Here is an 18,102-nt window from a genome sequence, read left to right on the forward strand (position 1 = left end):
CCCCGGCCTACTCTGCCGGCTGACGCCACGGCCGTCCGATGTCCACACGCTTCGTTCATCTCCACCTGCACAGCGAATATTCGCTGGTCGATTCGACGATCCGCATTCCGCAGCTGGTCGCGCGTTGCGCTGCGCTCGGCCAGCCGGCGGCGGCGATCACCGACCGCAACAACCTGTTCGCACTGGTGGATTTCCACCGCAAGGCCGAAGCCGCCGGGCTGAAGCCGATCGCCGGCGCCGACGTGATGGTCGCCGACGGCGACGGGGCCGCCTGGCCGGTCACCCTGCTGTGCCGCAACCGCGACGGCTACCTGGGCCTGTCGCGGTTGCTCACCCGGGCCTGGATGGAAGGCCAGCGCCAGGACGGCGTGGTGGTGCGCCCGCAGTGGCTACGCGACGAATCGCGCGACCTGTTCGCGCTGCTCGGGCGCCACAGCGAGGGCGGGCGGCTGGCGGCCGCCGGTCGCCACGAACAGGCACTGCAGTGGCTCGGCGACTGGCAGGCCGCGTTCGACGACCGCCTGCACCTGGAACTCACCCGCTGCGGCCGCGACGGCGAGGCGCAGTTCAACGACTTCGCCCTGCATGCCGCGGCCGTGCGGGCGATCCCGGTGATCGCCAGCAACGACGTGCGCTTCCTCGACGCCGAAGGCTTCGACGCCCACGAGGCGCGGGTCTGCATCGCCTCCGGCCGGGTGCTCGAGGATCCGCGGCGGCCGCGCGACTACAGCCCGCAGCAATACCTGAAGTCCGCCGAGGAGATGTCGGAACTGTTCTCCGACCTGCCCGACGCGCTCGACAACACCGTGGCGCTGGCGCAGCGCTGCAACTTCGAGCTGAGCCTGGGCAAGTACTACCTGCCGGCGTTCCCGGTGCCGGACGACCACACCCTGGAGAGCTGGATCCGCAATGAGGCCCGCGACGGCCTCGAGGCACGGCTGGCCAAGCAGCCGCTGGCCGCGGGCCACACCCGCGAAAGCTACTTCGAGCGCCTGGAGACGGAGCTCGACGTGATCATCTCGATGGGGTTCCCCGGCTACTTCCTGATCGTGGCCGACTTCATCAACTGGGCCAAGCGGCACGGCATCCCGGTGGGGCCGGGCCGCGGTTCCGGCGCCGGCTCTCTGGTCGCCTGGGCGCTGGGGATCACCGATCTCGACCCGCTGCCGTACGACCTGCTGTTCGAGCGCTTCCTCAATCCCGAGCGCGTGTCGATGCCGGACTTCGACATCGACTTCTGCATGGATCGCCGCGACGAGGTGATCGACTACGTCTCGGCCAGGTACGGCCGCGACCGCGTCAGCCAGATCATCACCTACGGCACCATGGCGGCGAAGGCGGTGGTGCGCGACGTCGGCCGCGTGCTCGGCTATCCGTACGGGTTCGTCGACGGCATCGCCAAGCTGGTGCCGCTGGTGCTCGGCATCTCGCTGTCCGACGCGCTGGGCCGCACCGAGCGCTCGCGCAAGGACGAGAACCTGCGCTCGGCCGAGCTGATCCAGCGCTACCAGGACGAGGACGACGTCCGCGACCTGATCGACCTCGCCCTGCAACTCGAGGACCTGACCCGCAACGCCGGCAAGCACGCCGGCGGCGTGGTCATCGCCCCGAGCCCGCTGTCGGACTTCTGCCCGCTGTTCGCCGAACACGACGGCGAGGGCCGCGGCCGACAGCCGGTGACCCAGTTCGACAAGGACGACGTGGAAGCCGTCGGCCTGGTGAAGTTCGACTTCCTCGGCCTGCGCACGCTGACGATCATCGATTGGGCGGTGAAGGCTATTAACAGCCGGGATTCGGGATTGGGGATTGGGGATTCGAAAGAGCCTGGTTCCGGCGAATCCCGAATCCCCAATCCCGAACCCCGGCCGTTGGATATCACCGCCCTGCCGCTCGACGACAAGGCTACCTACGAGCTGTTCGCGCGCGGCGACACCGTCGCGGTGTTCCAGTTCGAGTCGCGCGGCATGCGCGAGCTGCTCAAGCGGGCGAAGCCGGACACCTTCGAGGACATCATCGCGCTGGCGGCGCTGTTCCGTCCCGGCCCGCTGGGTTCGGGAATGGACCGCGAATGGGTCGACCGCAAGCACGGCAATACCGAGGTGAGCTACCCGCACCCGGCGCTGGAAGCGGTGCTCAAGCCGACCTACGGCGTCATCGTGTACCAGGAACAGGTGATGCAGATCGCCCAGGAGCTGGCCGGCTACTCGCTCGGCGGCGCCGACCTGCTGCGACGCGCGATGGGCAAGAAGAAGCCCGAGGAGATGGCGAAGGAGCGCGCCAAGTTCGAGGCCGGCGCCGCCGAGCGCGGCGTCGATCCGCGCACCGCCACCCAGATCTTCGACCTGATGGAGAAGTTCGCCGAGTACGGCTTCAACAAGTCGCACTCGGCCGCCTACGCGCTGGTCGCCTACCAGACCGCGTGGCTGAAGGTGCACTACCCGGCCGAGTTCATGGCCGCGGTGCTGTCCAGCGACATGGACAACACCGACAAGGTGGTCGGCTTCCTGGAAGAGGCGCGCGCGCGCGAACTCAGCGTGCGGCCCCCCGACGTCAACGCCTCGACGTACATGTTCGAGGCGATCGACGCCGGCACCATCCGCTACGGGCTGGGCGCGGTGAAGGGCGTCGGCCGCGGCGCCTGCGAGGCGATCGCCGACGAGCGCGCGCGCGGCGGCGCCTACGCGGACCTGCTGGATTTCTGCCGGCGCATCGGCTCGGCCAAGCTCAACCGGCGCACCCTGGAGGCGCTGATCCAGTCCGGGGCGATGGACGCGCTGGGCAGCCACCGCGCCTCGCTGATGCTGCAGCTGCCGGAAGTGATCAAGGCCTGCGACCAGCTCGCGCGCGAGCGCGAGGCCGGACAGGTGTCGCTGTTCGGTGGCGGCGACGCGGCTCCGACGCTGAAGATCGAACTGCCGGAAACCGATCCCTGGCCGCTGGCGCAGATCCTGTCCGGCGAGCGCGAGACGCTCGGCCACTACCTCAGCGGCCATCCGATCGATCCCTACCGCGAGGAACTGCAGATCCTGGTCGGGCACGACCTCGGGAAACTCGACGCGGTCTGGGCGGCGCGGCCGGACGAACCGCGCGGCGGCTGGCGACCCGAGGTCAACACGATCGTCGCCGGCCTGGTCACGGCGATGCGCAAGCGCGGCGATGCGCAGGCCTTCGTGCAGCTGGAGGACGGCCGCGGCCGCCTCGAGTGCGCGTTCTTCGCCGAGGCCCTGCAGGAGTACGCGCCGCTGCTCACCCGCGACCGCATCCTGATCGTCGAGGGCGGCCTGCGCGAGGACGAGTTCAGCGGCGGCTTCGCCCTGCGCGCGCGCCGCTGCTGGGACTTCCGGCAGCTGTGCCCGCAGATCGCGCGGCGGCTGTGGCTGCGCCTGGACCTGCGCGTGCCGGGGCTGCTCGAACGCATCGAGCGGCTGCTCGAACCGCACCGCCCCGGCGAGACGCCGCTGCGCTACGACCTGCTGCTCCCGCGGGGCGCCGCCGGCACCCTCGACCTCAACGGCACCCAGAGCGTGCGCGTGGACGCCGACCTGGTCGGCCAGCTGCGGACGCACCCGGGCGTGCGCGGCGTGAAGCTGGCGTTGCAGCGGCCGTGGGCGGGCGAGCGCGCTTGATGGCTGCCGTATCGCGGCCGTTGCGCTTGCGAACGCCCGGCCATGGGTGAGCACGAGGCGTTTGCGAGGCACTGCCTCGCGCCTCGGGCGAACGCCCCGCGCACTGCGCGGGGCCGGCCAGCCGGGCCGCACGGTCCGGAGCAAGCGTTGCTTCGCCATGGACGGCAGGGGCCCGGTTTCTCCCTACCCGTCGGTACGGGGACGCGATCCGCCTTCGGCTAGACTGTGCCACTTTCCGGCCCGATGGATGCCGATGAATCCGAATTACCTCGATTTCGAACAGCCGATCGCCGATCTGGAAGGCAAGATCCAGGAACTGCGCCAGGCCAGCACCGGCCCCGCCGTCAACATCGATGCCGAGATCCATGCGCTGCAGGACAAGCTGCGCAAGCGCACCGCGCAGATCTTCCGCGACCTCAGCCCCTGGCAGGTCTCGCAGTTGGCGCGCCATCCGGCGCGCCCGTATACCTACGACTACATCCGGGTGATGTGCGACGAGTTCGAGGAGCTCGCCGGCGACCGCGCCTTCGCCGACGACGCCGCGATCGTCGGCGGCCTGGGCCGCATCGACGGCCGCAGCGTCGTCATCATCGGCCACGAGAAGGGCCGCGACACCAAGGCCAAGGTCCGCCGCAACTTCGGCATGCCGCGGCCGGAGGGCTACCGCAAGGCGCTGCGCCTGATGAAGCTGGCCGAGCGCTTCGGCCTGCCGCTGCTGACCTTCATCGACACGCCGGGCGCCTACCCGGGCATCGGCGCCGAGGAACGCGGCCAGTCCGAGGCCATCGCCCGCAACCTGCTGGAGATGGCCGAACTGAGGGTGCCGGTGCTGTGCACCGTGATCGGCGAAGGCGGGTCCGGCGGTGCGTTGGCGATCGGCGTCGGCGACCGCACGCTGATGCTCGAGTACAGCACCTATTCGGTGATCTCGCCCGAAGGCTGCGCCTCGATCCTGTGGAAGGACGCCGCGAAGAAGCGCGATGCGGCCGAGCAGCTGGGGCTGACCGCCAAGCGCCTGCTCGAACTCGGCCTGATCGACAAGGTCGTGCGCGAGCCGATCGGCGGCGCCCATCGCAATCCGAAGCAGACCGCCGTCCGCCTGAAGGCGGTACTGCTCAACGAGCTGGACGCGCTGCAGGACGTGCCCGTACCCGAACTGCTGGAACGGCGCTACCGCAGGCTGCGGGGCTACGGGGCCTACGAAGCGGCATGACCTGCCACGGCATGTGATGTGCCCGGTTCCTTTCCCGACCTCGCGCTACGCGCACCTGGCCGAGGCGCGCCCGCTGCTGGTCGGCTACAGCGGCGGCCTCGACTCGACCGTGCTGCTGCACGGACTGCACGCCGGCCGCGCGCGGCGCGATCTGCGCGCGATCCATGTCCATCACGGGCTGCAGCCCGGTGCCGATGCATGGGCCGGGCATTGCCTGAGCACCTGCGAAGCGCTCGGCGTGCCGCTGCGGATCGTTCGCGTCAGCGTGCGGGAGGACGGCGGGACAGGCCCGGAAGCGGCCGCACGGGCGGCACGCCATGCCGCGTTCGAGGCGGAGCTGCGGCCGGACGAGGTCCTGGCGCTCGCCCACCACCGCGGCGACCAGGCCGAAACCTTCCTCTTGCGCGCCCTGCGGGCCTCCGGCGTCGACGGCCTGGCAGCGATGCGGCCATGGCGACGCTATGGCCGCGGCTGGCTGTGGCGGCCGCTGCTCGACACCCCGCGCGAGCGCCTGCTGGACTACGCGCGGCAGCATCGCCTGCGGTGGATCGAGGATCCGAGCAACATCGGCATCGAGCCCGACCGCAATTTTCTGCGCCACCGCGTCCTGCCGCTGCTGCGCGAACGCTGGCCGCAAGCCGACGCCGGACTGGCGCGCAGCGCCCGGCTCGGCGCCGAGGCCGCGGCGCTGCTCGCCGACGAGGACGCGGCCGCGCTCGCCGCCGTCCGCACGGTCGATCCGCAGGCGCTCGACGTCGCCGGGCTCCAGCAGCTTCCGCGGGCGCGCCGCGCACGCGTGCTGCGACGATGGATCGACTCGCTCGCGCTGCCGCCATTGCCGGCGCAGGGCGTCGCCCGGATCGAGGCGGACCTGCTGCAGGCCGGGACGGACGGATCGCCGGCGTTCGCCTGGTCGGGAGCCGTGGTCCGGCGCTGGCGCGGGCTGCTGCACGCCGAGCGGCAGCGGCCGCCGCTGCCGGCGGATTTCCGCGTCGCCTGGGACGGGGGCGCGCCGTTGCCGCTGCCGACCGGGGACACGCTGGCGCTCGTCGGCCGCGAACCGGTCGAAGCCGGCGACGGCCCGGACACGTGTCCGCGATCGGCGGCACACGCCGGGCCGCTGATCGTCCGCGCGCGCCGCGGCGGCGAACGCCTCCGGCTGCCGGGTCGCGGGCACTCGCATGCGCTCAAGCAGGTGCTGCAGGCGCTTGGCGTACCGCCCTGGCTGCGCGAGCGGCTTCCGCTGCTGACCGATGCCGACGACGGACTGCTCGCCGCCGGCGACCTGGTCCACTCGGCCGGCTTCGACGCCTGGCTGCGCGCGCGGCGGCAGCGCCTGCTGTGGTCGCAGGCGGATCCGCCCGCGCGCGCCGAGTGAACTCCACGATCCCGCCCCCGGCCACGCGACCGCCTGCCGTGTTCTCGCCTGCGATCGAAACGAATGTTCTTGTCGCGGATCCATGCGGAGGAACGCGGATGCAACATCCTCGTATACGGCTTCATCCGCCTTCATCCGTGTAGATCCGTGGCAAAAAAGCCCTTCCCCACCGTCGAGAAGGCTGCACGACTGCAACGCACGCGCCATGGGTTCCGGTAAACTGGCGGCATGGCACGCAAGCCCGCCCCAGATCCCGCTCCGGTCGCCGACTTCGAACAGTCGCTGGACCAGCTCGAACAACTGGTCGAGAAGATGGAACAGGGCGAGATGAGCCTGGAGGACTCGCTGGCCGCCTACGAGCGCGGCGTCGGCCTCTATCGCCGTTGCCAGCAGGCGCTGGAACAAGCGGAGCTGCGGGTGAAGCTGCTCAGCGATCCGGAGCGTCCCGAGACCGCCGAACCCTTCCCGGGCGCGCCGGACACGACCGGCGATGCCTGACCCGGTCGCGTCGCGCGACCTGGCGCCGCAGCTGGAGGCCTGGCGCACGCGCGCCGACGCGGCGCTGGCGCGCGCACTCGACTCGATCGAACACGGCGAGCCGCGCCTGCTGGCGGCGATGCGCCACGCCGTGCTGCTGGGCGGCAAGCGCATGCGTCCGCTGCTGGTCTATGCCGGCGGCCGCGCGTTCGGTGCCGACGATGCGTCGCTCGATGCCCCCGCCGCGGCGGTGGAGCTGGTCCACGCCTATTCGCTGGTGCACGACGACCTGCCGGCGATGGACGATGACGCATTGCGCCGCGGCCGGCCGACCGTGCACGTCGCCTTCGACGAGGCCACCGCGGTCCTGGTCGGCGACGCACTGCAATCGCTGGCGTTCTCGACCCTGGCCGACGCCCCGGTCGCGGACGGCCGGCGCGTGGCCATGCTGCGCGAACTGGCGAGCGCCGCCGGCGCCGACGGCATGTGCGGCGGCCAGGCGCGCGACCTCGCCGCCACCGGCGCGACCGAGACCCTGTCGCTGTCCGCGATCGAACGCCTGCACGCGATGAAGACCGGCGCCCTGCTGCGCGCGTCGGTGCGGTTGGGCGCGCTCGCCGCCGGCGTCGGCGCTGAGGCGCTCGCGCAGTTGGACCGCTACGCCGACGCGCTCGGGCTCGGTTTCCAGATCCGCGACGACCTGCTCGACGTCGAAGGCGACAGCGCGACGCTCGGCAAGACCGCCGGCAAGGACGTCGCGCAGGCCAAGGCCACCTTCCCGGCGCTGCTGGGCGTCGATGCGTCGCGGCGCCGGCTGGCCGCGCTCGGCGAGGACATGCATGCCGCGCTGGAACCCTTCGGCACCGACGCCGCGGCGCTGCTGGCGCTGGGGCGGCTCGCGCTCGAGCGCGACCGCTGAGCCGCCGCCTCAGTTCAGCAGGCGGATCGTCAGCGGATAGCGATAGGTTTCGCCGTTCCAGGCCTTGATCGTGGCGACGATGCTGCAGATCAGCCACAGCAGCGCGATCGCCGCGATCAGCAGCAGCAGCACGATGCCGGCCGGCACGGTCAGGATCGCCCCCAGGCCCAGGGTCAGCACCGTGGCCCCGACCAGCGCGATGCCCGCGGCGAGCGCCAGCCCGGCGTAGATCAGCATGCTGAGGTTGAAATTCACCGCCTCGCGCGCATGCGCGGCGACGAACGTCGAATCATCGCGCTTGATCAGGTAGACGATGCCGGCGCCGACCACGCCGGCCACGCCCACCAGCCAGCTGGTCAGCAGCGCCAGCACCAGCGCGGTCAGGTGCGCCGCGGCGGCCCATTGCCGTTCGCTGCTGGTGGGAGTTGCGGTTTGCACGGTGTATTCCATCGTTCGCTCCTTCCGGAACCCGTCCGGTCCTTCGATGATGGGGCCGCCCGCGGGACCCGCAAGCCAACTGATGGCCTAGAGTGAATCGGCATTCGCCCCTCCGCTCTCCCTGCAGGAGGGGCGACGGGAAGGCCGGAACGATCAGCCGCGCGCGGTCCGGATCACTTGATCAGGCGCAGCGCGATCGGATAGCGATAGGCGACGCCCTCGTTGGACTTGATCGCGGCGATGACGATGAACACCAGCGCGGCGACGCCGACGATCAGCATGACCGGGATGGCGATGATGAAGCCGATGCCCAGGGTCAGGAAGCCCAGCAGGAACAGGATCAGGAACAACCCGGCCAGGGTGATGTTGAAGTTCAGCGCCTCCTTGGCCTGGTCGTCGACGAACGGCATCGTCTCCCGCTTCAGCAGCCAGATGACCAGCGGGCCCAGGAAACAGCCGATGCCGCCCGCCCAGCCGGTGATCAGGCCGCCCAGCAGTGCCGACAGGTGCGCGAACATCGCCCACTGCCGCTGTTCCGCGCTGATGCCGCCGGTGTCGCCGGGCGATGGCGGTGGCGGTGGCGTGCTTTCGTGTGGATCGGTCATGACAACCCCCAGCGCGCCGTTGCGTGCAGGCCGGACGGCAGGCGCGATCCCGGCGGCCGCGGAGCGATGCCCCATGGACCCAAGCTTACGTCAATCGCCGCCGGCGATGGTCATCCGCCCGACCAGGACCGAGCCGGTGCGCACGTGCGATCGCGGATCGACGTCGCTGCCGACGGCCTGGATGTCGCGGAACATGGTCCCGAGATGGCCGGCGACGGTGATGCCGTCCACCGCGTGCGCGATCTCGCCGCGTTCCACCCAGAACCCGGAGGCGCCGCGCGAATAATCGCCGGTGACCGTGTTCACGCCCTGCCCCATCAGCTCCGTCACCACCAGGCCGCGGCCCATCGTGCGCACCAGGTCCTCGAAGCCGCCGGCATTGGCGGCGACCTCCAGGTTGTGCACGCCGCCGGCATTGCCGGTCGACTGCAGGCCGAGCTTGCGCGCCGAATAGCTGCCGAGCAGGTAGCGCTGCAGCACGCCGTCCTCGACCAGCGCCGAATCCCGCGTCGCCACGCCCTCGTCGTCGAAACTGCTGGAGCGGAAACCGCGCGGCAGCAGCGGGCGCTCGTGGATCGCGAACCAGGACGGAAAGATCTGTTCGCCGGCGCTGTCGAGCAGGAAGCTCGCGCGCCGGTACAGGGCGCCGCCGGAGACCGCGCCGAGCAGGTGCCCGACCAGCGAACGCGCCATCTCGGCCGAGAACAGCACCGGATGCTCGCCGGTCGGGACCGGGCGCGGATCCAGCCGCGCCAGCGCCCGTTGCGCCGCCTTGCGGCCGATCGCCACCGGCGACTCCAGGTCCCGTTCGGCCAGGCCGGTGCTGTACCAGCCGTCGCGCTGCATCGTCTCGCCGCTGCCGGCGATCAGCCCGCAGCCGATGCTGTGCCGGGTATCGCGGCTGGCGCCGGAGAACCCGTGCGTATTGGCGTACACGCCCAGCGATTCGCCGCTGCCCACCGATGCGCCGTCGGAATTGCCGATGCGGGCGTCGTGTTCGCGGCCGGCGCGCTCGCAGGCCAGCGCCAGCGCGGCCGCGCGCTCGGCGTCGAGCGGCCACGGGTGCCAGGTGTCGAAATCGCGGATCTCGGTCGCCATCAGCGCGGCGTCCGCCAGGCCGGCGGCGGGGTCCTCCTCGGTGAACCGGGCGACCGCACAGGCCTGCTCGGCCGTGGCGCGCAGGCTCTCCTCGCGCAGGTCGGAGGTGCTGGCGCTGCCCTTGCGGCGGCCGAAATACACGGTCAGGCCGACGCCGCGGTCGCGGGTGGCCTCCACCGTCTCCACCTCGCCCATGCGCACGCCGACGTTGAGCCCGCGCTCCTCCGAGCACGAGACTTCCGCCTGCGAGGCGCCTCCGGCGCGGGCGAGCGCGAGCATGCGCTGTGCGACCTCTTCCAGTCGCGCGATCCGATCGCGGTGATCGTCCAGCGCGGCGTCGACGGCGGTGGTGGCGCTGTTCAATGGCTTATCCTGTGCTCTCGATCGGATCCCGGGCCCGGACGGGTGCGGCATATCCGGATGTTTCACGGCCCCGGCGCGGTCTCCGCCGCGACTGGCGGCCCTCGCGGACGGACACATGCGCGGCATCGACGAAGACAGCGGCGAATATCTCGGCCCCAGCCGCAGCCAGCAGCGGCGCGACGCGCTGGAAGTGCTGGCGCTGGGCGAACGGCTGGTGGCGCTGTCGCCGGCGCAACTGCGGCAATTGCCGATTCCCGACCCGCTGCTGCCGCACATCCTCGATGCCCAGCGCATCGGCTCGCACATCGCCCGCAAGCGCCAGCTGGCGTTCCTGGCCAAGCAGATGCGGCGCGAGGACGAAGACACCCTGCATGCGATCCGCGACGCGCTCGACGCCGGCGGCGAGTCGGCGCGCCAGGAGACCGCGTTGCTGCACCGCGCCGAAGCCTGGCGCGACCGCCTGCTGGCCGAGGGCGACGCCGCGCTGGCCGAACTGCTGTCCGAACATCCGTCGGCCGACCGCCAGCACGTGCGCCAGCTGGTGCGCAACGCGCTGGAGGAACGCCGCCTCGACAAGCCGCCGCGGGCATACCGGGAGCTGTTCCGGCTCCTGCGCGAGACGCTCGTGCAGGAGCCGTGATTGGGGATTCGTGATTCGTGATTCGCAAAAGCGCCATCCCCCGTGCGGCCGGCTCTTACGAATCACGAATCCCCAATCACCAATCACGGCTCTCAAGCCCGCGTTCCGCCCACGGTCAGCCGGTCGATCAGCAGCGACGGCTGGCCGACGCCGACCGGCACGCTCTGGCCGTCCTTGCCGCAGACGCCGACGCCGTCGTCGAGGGCGAAGTCGCTGCCGACCATGGTCACCCGCTGCATGGTCTCGGGGCCGTTGCCGATCAGGGTCGCGCCCTTCACCGGCGCGGTGACCCTGCCGTCCTCGATCAGATAGGCCTCGGTCGCCGAGAACACGTACTTGCCGCTGGTGATGTCGACCTGCCCGCCGCCGAAGTTGACCGCGTACAGGCCCTTCTTCACCGAGCGGATCATCTCCTCGCGCTCGTGGTTGCCGGCGAGCATGTAGGTGTTGGTCATGCGCGGCATCACCAGGTGCGCGAACGATTCACGGCGGCCGTTGCCGGTCGGCCGCGTGCCCATCAGCCGGGCGTTGTGGGTGTCCTGCATGTAGCCGGTCAGCACGCCGTCCTCGATCAACGTGGTGCACTGGGTCGGCGTGCCCTCGTCGTCGACGTTGAGCGAACCGCGACGGCCGTCGAGGGTGCCGTCGTCGACGATGGTCACGCCCGGCGCGGCCACCCGCTGGCCCATGCGGCCGGCGTAGGTGCTGGTGCCCTTGCGGTTGAAGTCGCCCTCCAGGCCGTGGCCGACCGCCTCGTGCAGCAGCACGCCCGGCCAACCGGCGCCGAGCACCACCGGCATCATCCCGGCGGGGGCATCGACCGCCTCCAGGTTCACCAGCGCCTGCCGCAGCGCCTCGCGCGCGAAGCGCTCGGGCTTGCCGTCGCCCAGCAGTTCCTCGTAGGAATGGCGGCCGCCGTAGCCGGCGTAGCCGGACTCGCGGCGCCCGTCCTGCTCCACGATCACCTGCACGTTGAGCCGCACCAGCGGGCGCACGTCGCCGGCCAGCACGCCGTCGCTGCGCGCGACCAGGATCGTGTCGACGGCGCCGCCCAGGCTCACCATCACCTGCCGCACGCGGGGATCGGCGGCGCGCAGCATCTTGTCGACCCGGCGCAGCGCCTCGACCTTCACCGCGCTGCCGAGCGCCGCGATCGGATCGTCCGCGCGGTACAGCGATCGCCCCTGCCCCGGCACCAGCGTGCGCGGATGGCGGGCATCGCCGGCGCGGGCGATCGCGCGCGCCGAGCCGGCCGCGGCCAGCAGCGCATCCGCGTTGATCTCGTCGGAGTAGGCGAACCCGGTCTTCTCGCCGGAGATCGCGCGCACCCCCACGCCCTGCTCGATCGAGTGCGCGCCGTCCTTGACGATGCCGTCCTCGACCGTCCAGCTCTCGCGACGGGTGTGCTGGAAATACAGGTCGCCGAAGTCGACGCCCGGGCCCAGCAGGGCGCCGAAGGCGCGTTCCAGGCCGCCGCCGTCGAGCCCGGCGGGCTGCAGCAGGCGCGATTCGGCGAGCGCGAGCGGATCGTGGGAATCGGTCATCGGATTCGATCTGGGGGTGATGGAGCGAATGGCAAGGGGGGCGCCAGGCAGTTCTCTCCGTTGCCGCGAGAACGAGGCCGTCGCCACGGCTGCCGTCAATGAATCGCCGGCTCGCCATGTGGGCTCCGGAGCCTACGTAGCGGAGCAAGCTCCGCTCTACGCGGGAGCATGGCGCGGGCCTGCATCCTAGTCGCCCCGGGGCGGGCGCTCGCGTTCGGCGACGCGCGGCTCGCGGCGGACCACTTCCACCTTCGGTTCCTTCCAGGGGCCGCTGACGTGATAGGTGGTGGCGCCCAGTTCGCCCAACGGCCGCCTCAGCACCGCGTTGGCAACGGCCCCGACCGCGGCGCCGAACGGACCGCCGGCGATCGCGCCGACCGCGGTCAGCAGGTTGGCCGATTTCGGGAGGACATCGATGGTCTGGTCGTAGGTCTGCGCACGCAGGTCGGCGCTGCCGGCGATGCGGATCTCGGCGGCGGGACCGTCGATGACCAGGTCGTCGCTGCTCGCCCGGCCCTGGCCGAAGCGTACCTGGCCGCCGATGCGGTTGAAGGCGAACCCCTCGTCGAAGAAGTCGCGGAAATCGAGGGTGAGCCGGCGCGGCAGCTCCGCCACGCTGAGCAACCCGAGCACGCGGCCGGCGCCGGGATCGATCTCCACCAGTTGGCCGTCCTTCACCCTCAGCGCGAGCGTTCCCTGCAGCGCGTCGGCGCGAAACCGCGCCGGACTGCCGGGCCACGCGGCATCCAACTGGACGCTGCCGTCGCCGCCGAGAATGCGGCCGCCCTGCCCCAGTCCCGCGAGCAACGCGCCGAAATCCCGGCTGGCGATGTCGAACGCCAACCGGGTGCGCTCGTCGGCGCCGCGACCGCGCCAATCGCCGGTGGCATCGACGCGCTGCTTCGGCGCGCGCGTCTGCAGCTGCTCGATCCGCAGGCCGCCTGGCACCGGACGGGTCCGCAGGCTGGCCTCGCCGAGCTTGGCATCGTTCAGCCGCAGGTCGTCGACCGCGAGATCGATCGGGGGGATGTCCGCAGGGTCGGTGCCGCCGGCGGGCGGCGCCCGGCCCGCGGTGTCGGTCGAGGCGGATGCCTCCGCATCCACCGTCGCGCTGCGCCAGTGCAGACGCTGCAGCCGCCCGCGCACGCTGCCGCCGGACGCCCGCGGCACGGACAGGCTGCCGGCCAGCGCCGGCCCGGAGAAGCGCAGCGACGTGCCGCCATCTTCCGCCCTGGCGCCACGGACGCGGGTGTCGGCGAACGTGCCGCCGAGCAACGACAGGCGGTCGACCGCGACATCGATGCGCTGCAGCGACAGTCCCTCGCCGCCACCCTCGCCCTCGTCGCCACCCCCGCCAGCGAGGCCGATCCAGTCCATGGCCGCCAGCGCCGGCGTATGCCCGCTGACGACCAGGCCCGACGCCGGCGGCGCCGCCGCCGCGCTGCCGCCGAGCGCGACGTCGACGCCGGTGCGCCCGCCGCCGCTGCGCGCACGCAGCGCCATGCGCTGGCCCAGGCGCACCGAGATCTCGCCCCGCTCCATGGGCAGCGCGATCTCGATCAGGCTCGGCAACGGTGCGGCAACGGGCTTGTCCAGCGGCGCCGGCAGGTCCAGCACAGTGCCGACCAGATCCGAGCGCAGCCGCAGGCGCGCGGCCGCGGTCGCCTGCGCGCCGTCCGGCGCCCGCTGCTGCGGTCGCGACGGCGGCCCCGACGCCGGTACCGAGACGGCGACCGTCCAATCGGAACGTCCCCGCACGTGCGGGCGCAGCCAGTCCAGGTCCGGTGCCCGCGCAAGCAGTTGCGCGGCGTCGATCGCCATCCGCAGCTCGGCCTCGAACGCCTGCGCCGGATCGCGTACGTGGCCGTCGCCGGCGCGCAACGCGAGGACACCGGCGTGGTCCTCGTGCAGTGCGTGCAATTGCCCGGCGATGAAGCCTTTTTCGTCGTAGCTCGCATCGCCGCGCACGTCGTCGAGGGCCAGGTCCCACTCCGGTTCGCGCGCACGCACCCCCTGCAGCTCGACGCCGCCGTCGATCCTCGGCCTGCCGCGGTCGCTGCCGTGCATCGGCAGGACCATGGCGAAGTCCGCCGCGACCGGCCCGGCCACCGCCAGATCGTCGAGCGCGTCGCCGTGCATCGCCTGCAGCGGGCTGGCGCGCAGCAACGCCAGCAACGCGCCGGCATCGGTCCGCGTACGCGCGCTGACGCCCAGTTCGGCGCGTCCGAAACGGGCGATGCCGGCCTCGAGATCGTCGAACGCCACACCCGCGATCGTGCCGCCGCCGCGCAGGTCGAAACCCTCGGCGATGAACCGCAGCCGCCCGGTGAGCCCCTCGGCCGCCGGCCAGTCCGGCTGGAACTTGACCTCGGCTCCGGCCAGATCGGCTTCAGCATGGAACAACCCCGGTGCCGGGCGCCCGCCCACGCTCCGGAACGGCCAGTCGTCCAGGTCGCCCGACACCAGCGCGCGCCCGTTGCGCACCGTGCCGGCGACCAGGGCGCCGTCCAGCCAGGCGACGGTGGCCGCCGGCATCCTGTGGCGCACCCAGAACCGCTTCGCCACCGGCACCTGCGTGTCGTCCAGTCGCGCGGCCAGGTCCATCCACGGCCGCCCGCCGCCGGCCGCGAACCGGAGCCCGCCGCGCACATCGGCACCGTAGCCGTCGCCGTCGATGCGCAGCGCCGGCGCCTGCACGCTCCAGGCGTCGCCATCGCGCCAGGCCACCACGTCGCCGCGCAGCGATACCCGGTGCGGATCGCCGAATCCGGCCGGCCAGTCGAAGCGCAATTCCGCCTCCGGATCGAAGGTGAACCCGATGCCGCGCGCGTCGCCATGCAGGCTGCCGCGCAGGCCGCTCATGCCGGGCCGGTCGCCGACGCTGGCGAATGCCAGGTCCTCGATCCGCGCCTGCACGCGCAGGGCGCCGCCGCGCTCGCCCGCGACTTCGACGTCGCCCAGCACCGCGTCCGGCTGCGCCTGCCGCAACCAACCGCGCAGCGCCGGCGGGACGCCGTCGCTCAGCGACAGCAGCGCGAGCAGCGGCCCGGCATCGATGTGTTCGGCAGCCAACGCGTAGCGTTCCCCGGCCGCGACCAGCAAGCCATCCAGCGAATGCACCGCGTCGCCGCTGGTGACGCGCAGCCGGGGGGCGTCCAGCCGCCAGCCGCGATCCGTGCCCGCCCAGCGCAACCGCGCCTCGACCCGCCCGAACGCGACCGGTGCCGCTTTCGCGTCGCCGTCGTGACTTGCCGCCAGGCCCAGGTCGTCCAGCACGGTGTCGGCGACGACGGCGGCGACGCGGTTGTCGCGCAGGGTCGCCCAGGCGTCGACCCTGCCATGGCCGCGTTCGACCACGATGCCGGCATGGCGCAGCAACGGCGACCAGTGCGCGAGATCGGCCGCACGCAGCGCCGCGTACGCGCGCCCGTCGCCGCGATCGCGCGTGAACTCCAGGGCCGCCTGCAGCGGCGGCGCGGCATCTTCCATCCAGGCGCGCGCCGCGGCGCGCACGCGGTCGCCGTCCACGCGCAAGCGCAGGTCGATCCGCGGCACGGTGGCCTCGATGTCCAGCCCCGGCGCATGCACCGTCAGGCTGCCGCCGATCACCTGCAGCTCGCCCAGGCGCTCCAGCGCGGCGAACGGATCGCCATCGCCGTCACGGTCGCGCTGCCCCGGCAGGCCGCGCACGCGCCAGCGGCCGTCGTCGTCGCGTTCCAGGGTCAGGTCCAGTTCGCGCAGGCGCAGTTCGGTCAGCGAGCCGCCCGGCAGCAGGCCCGCGTACTGCGCGACCAGCACCTCCGCGGCGCCGACCTGCACCGCGTCCGGACCCTCGCCGATGCGCAGGCCGTCGAGCCGCAGCAACGGGCCGCGCCGGGTCCACTCGGTCTCGAGCCGATCGAACGCGACCTCGCGGCCGGCGCGCGCGCTCAGCCAGTCCGCGACCCGCTGCGGATGCCGTTCCACCAGCGGCAGCATCTGGCTGGTGATGCCGGCGGCCAGCGCCATCAGCACCAGCACGACCGCCAGCGCCAGCCACAGGCCGCGGCGCAACAGACGCAGGCGATGGCGCAGGAGGCTCATCGGCGGGCTGCGCCCGCTCGATGAGCCGGGAATCGGGAATGGGGAATCGGGAATCGGAAAAGCGCAACGCCGCTATCGGATACTCCGGCGCCAGCCGGAATCCACTTGGTGGTGGCTTGTATCGCCCGGATCAGCAGCAACGGGAAAATGGATTCCGGCTTGCACCGGAATGACGGGATATCGAGCTTTTCCCGATTCCCGATTCCCGATTCCCCATTCCCGGCCTCAAAGCAGCACGACATCGAACTGTTCCTGCAGGTACTGTTCGTCGGGCTGGAAACGGATCGACTTGCCGAGGAACTCCTCGAGCTCGGCGACCGCCGCCGACTCCTCCTCGGTGATCCGCGCCACGACCTTGGGCGAGGCGATCACCAGCAGCCGCTCGGCCTCGAACTGGCGCACCGCACGGGTGATCTCGCGGAAGATCTCGTAGGTCACCGTTTCCGCGGTCTTGAGCATGCCGCGGCCGCCGCAGGCATGGCACGGCTCGCTGAGCTGGCGCTGCAGGCTTTCGACGGTGCGCTTGCGCGTCATCTCCACCAGGCCCAGCGGCGAGAAATCGTAGACGGTGGTCTTGGCATGGTCGCGCGCCAGCGATTTCTCCAGCGTGCGCAGCACCTGGCGCCGGTGTTCCGGGTCGACCATGTCGATGAAGTCGATGATGATGATGCCGCCGAGGTTGCGCAGCCGCAGCTGGCGGGCGACCGCCTGCGCGGCCTCCAGGTTGGTCCTGTAAACGGTCTCCTCGAGGTTGCGTTGACCGAGGAACGAGCCGGTGTTCACGTCCACCGTGGTCATCGCCTCGGTCTGGTCGATCACCAGGTAGCCGCCGGACTTCAGCGGCACCTGCTTGTCGAGCGCGCGCTGGATCTCGTCCTCGACGCCGTAGAGATCGAACACCGGCCGCTCGCCGCCGTAGTGCTCGATCTTCTCCGCCAAGCCCGGCATGTACTGCGCGGCGAACACGCGCAGGCGCTCGCAGGTCTCGCGCGAATCGACCTTCACCTTCTCCACGTCGCGGCGCATCAGGTCGCGCACCGCGCGCATCGGCAAGGTCAGGTCCTCGTAGACGCAGGCGCCCACGCGCGCTTCGCGCACCTGCCGCTCCACCAGTGCCCACGCCCGCGCCAGGTAGGCGATGTCCTCGGCCAGGGCCTCGGCGGGCTGCCCTTCCGCGTTGGTGCGGACGATGTAGCCATGGCCGGAGCCGCCCAGCGCCAGTTCGGCGACCAGGCTCTTGAGGCGCGCGCGCTCGGCTTCGTCCTCGATCCGCGCCGACACCCCGATCACGTTCGACTGCGGCAGCAGCACCAGGTAGCGCGAGGGAATGCTGATCTGGGTGGTCAGGCGCGCACCCTTGGAGCCGATCGGCTCCTTCACCACCTGCACCACCACGTCCTGGCCGTCGCGCAGCAGCTCGGCGATCGGCCGCACCGGCTGCGGCACCGGCAGCGCCGCGGCCTCGCCGTCGATCTCCGGCGGCGGCAACGAGCGCATCACGTCGTTGGCGTGCAGGAACGCGGCGCGATCGAGCCCGATCTCGACGAAGGCCGCCTGCATGCCCGGCATCACCCGCTGCACCCGGCCCTTGTAGATGTTGCCGACCACGCCGCGGCTCCAGCCACGCTCGATGTGCAGCTCCTGCAGCATGCCGTTCTCGACCACCGCCACGCGGGTTTCGCGCGGGGTGACGTTGACCAGGATCTCTTCCGACATGG

12 protein-coding genes are annotated in these 18,102 nt (G+C 71.8%); 6 read left to right on the plus strand and 6 right to left on the minus strand.

What is annotated here, in order from left to right; genetic code table 11:
* The first annotated feature begins 38 nt into the window (after window positions 1-38).
* From dnaE to ispA, 5 genes are all read left to right on the plus strand, one after another.
* A complete protein-coding gene (gene dnaE, locus U3649_RS14040; RefSeq protein ID WP_407351931.1) occupies window positions 39-3,626 on the plus strand; it encodes a DNA polymerase III subunit alpha in 3,588 nt (1,195 codons plus the stop codon).
* A gap of 253 nt (window positions 3,627-3,879) precedes the next feature.
* The gene (locus U3649_RS14045) at window positions 3,880-4,839 is read left to right on the plus strand and encodes an acetyl-CoA carboxylase carboxyltransferase subunit alpha (protein WP_407351932.1); all 960 of its coding nucleotides are present in this window, start codon (window positions 3,880-3,882) and stop codon (window positions 4,837-4,839) included.
* Window positions 4,840-4,855: 16 nt separating this feature from the next.
* On the plus strand, window positions 4,856-6,217 hold the full coding sequence (gene tilS, locus U3649_RS14050; RefSeq protein ID WP_407351933.1) for a tRNA lysidine(34) synthetase TilS: 1,362 nt from the start codon (window positions 4,856-4,858) through the stop codon (window positions 6,215-6,217).
* A 228-nt stretch (window positions 6,218-6,445) separates the two neighbouring features.
* On the plus strand, window positions 6,446-6,715 hold the full coding sequence (locus tag U3649_RS14055) for an exodeoxyribonuclease VII small subunit (RefSeq protein ID WP_407351934.1): 270 nt from the start codon (window positions 6,446-6,448) through the stop codon (window positions 6,713-6,715).
* Entirely contained in the window at window positions 6,708-7,613 is a 906-nt protein-coding gene (gene ispA, locus U3649_RS14060; protein WP_407351935.1) for a (2E,6E)-farnesyl diphosphate synthase, read from the plus strand. Before U3649_RS14055 ends, ispA begins: the two co-directional genes overlap by 8 nt.
* Window positions 7,614-7,622: 9 nt before the next feature.
* On the opposite strand, the gene U3649_RS14065 is transcribed toward ispA, so the two are convergent.
* From U3649_RS14065 to pmbA, 3 genes are all read right to left on the minus strand, one after another.
* Complete coding sequence (locus U3649_RS14065) at window positions 7,623-8,063, minus strand: DUF4870 domain-containing protein (protein WP_407351936.1); 441 nt, start codon at window positions 8,061-8,063, stop codon at window positions 7,623-7,625.
* A 161-nt stretch (window positions 8,064-8,224) separates the two neighbouring features.
* Entirely contained in the window at window positions 8,225-8,656 is a 432-nt protein-coding gene (locus tag U3649_RS14070) for a DUF4870 domain-containing protein (RefSeq protein WP_407351937.1), read from the minus strand.
* 90 nt (window positions 8,657-8,746) lie between these two features.
* Window positions 8,747-10,084, minus strand: coding sequence for a metalloprotease PmbA (gene pmbA / locus U3649_RS14075; protein WP_407354626.1), 1,338 nt, complete (start codon window positions 10,082-10,084; stop codon window positions 8,747-8,749).
* A 148-nt stretch (window positions 10,085-10,232) separates the two neighbouring features.
* On the opposite strand from pmbA, the gene yjgA reads away from it, so the two are divergent.
* Complete coding sequence (yjgA, locus tag U3649_RS14080; protein WP_407351938.1) at window positions 10,233-10,757, plus strand: ribosome biogenesis factor YjgA; 525 nt, start codon at window positions 10,233-10,235, stop codon at window positions 10,755-10,757.
* 92 nt (window positions 10,758-10,849) lie between these two features.
* Here the strand turns inward: yjgA and tldD are convergent, their stop codons facing one another.
* The 3 genes from tldD to rng form a co-directional block, all read right to left on the minus strand.
* Window positions 10,850-12,301 carry a metalloprotease TldD gene (tldD, locus tag U3649_RS14085; RefSeq protein ID WP_407351939.1) on the minus strand — a complete coding sequence of 484 codons (1,452 nt, stop codon included), beginning with the start codon at window positions 12,299-12,301 and terminating at the stop codon, window positions 10,850-10,852.
* Between the two features lie 186 nt (window positions 12,302-12,487).
* On the minus strand, window positions 12,488-16,384 hold the full coding sequence (locus tag U3649_RS14090; RefSeq protein WP_407351940.1) for a YhdP family protein: 3,897 nt from the start codon (window positions 16,382-16,384) through the stop codon (window positions 12,488-12,490).
* 225 nt (window positions 16,385-16,609) lie between these two features.
* Entirely contained in the window at window positions 16,610-18,100 is a 1,491-nt protein-coding gene (gene rng, locus U3649_RS14095; RefSeq protein ID WP_407351941.1) for a ribonuclease G, read from the minus strand.
* Between the last annotated feature and the right edge of the window lie 2 nt (window positions 18,101-18,102).

It is taken from the genome of Luteimonas sp. R10 (assembly GCF_045689605.1).
Classification (GTDB): Bacteria; Pseudomonadota; Gammaproteobacteria; order Xanthomonadales; family Xanthomonadaceae; genus Luteimonas.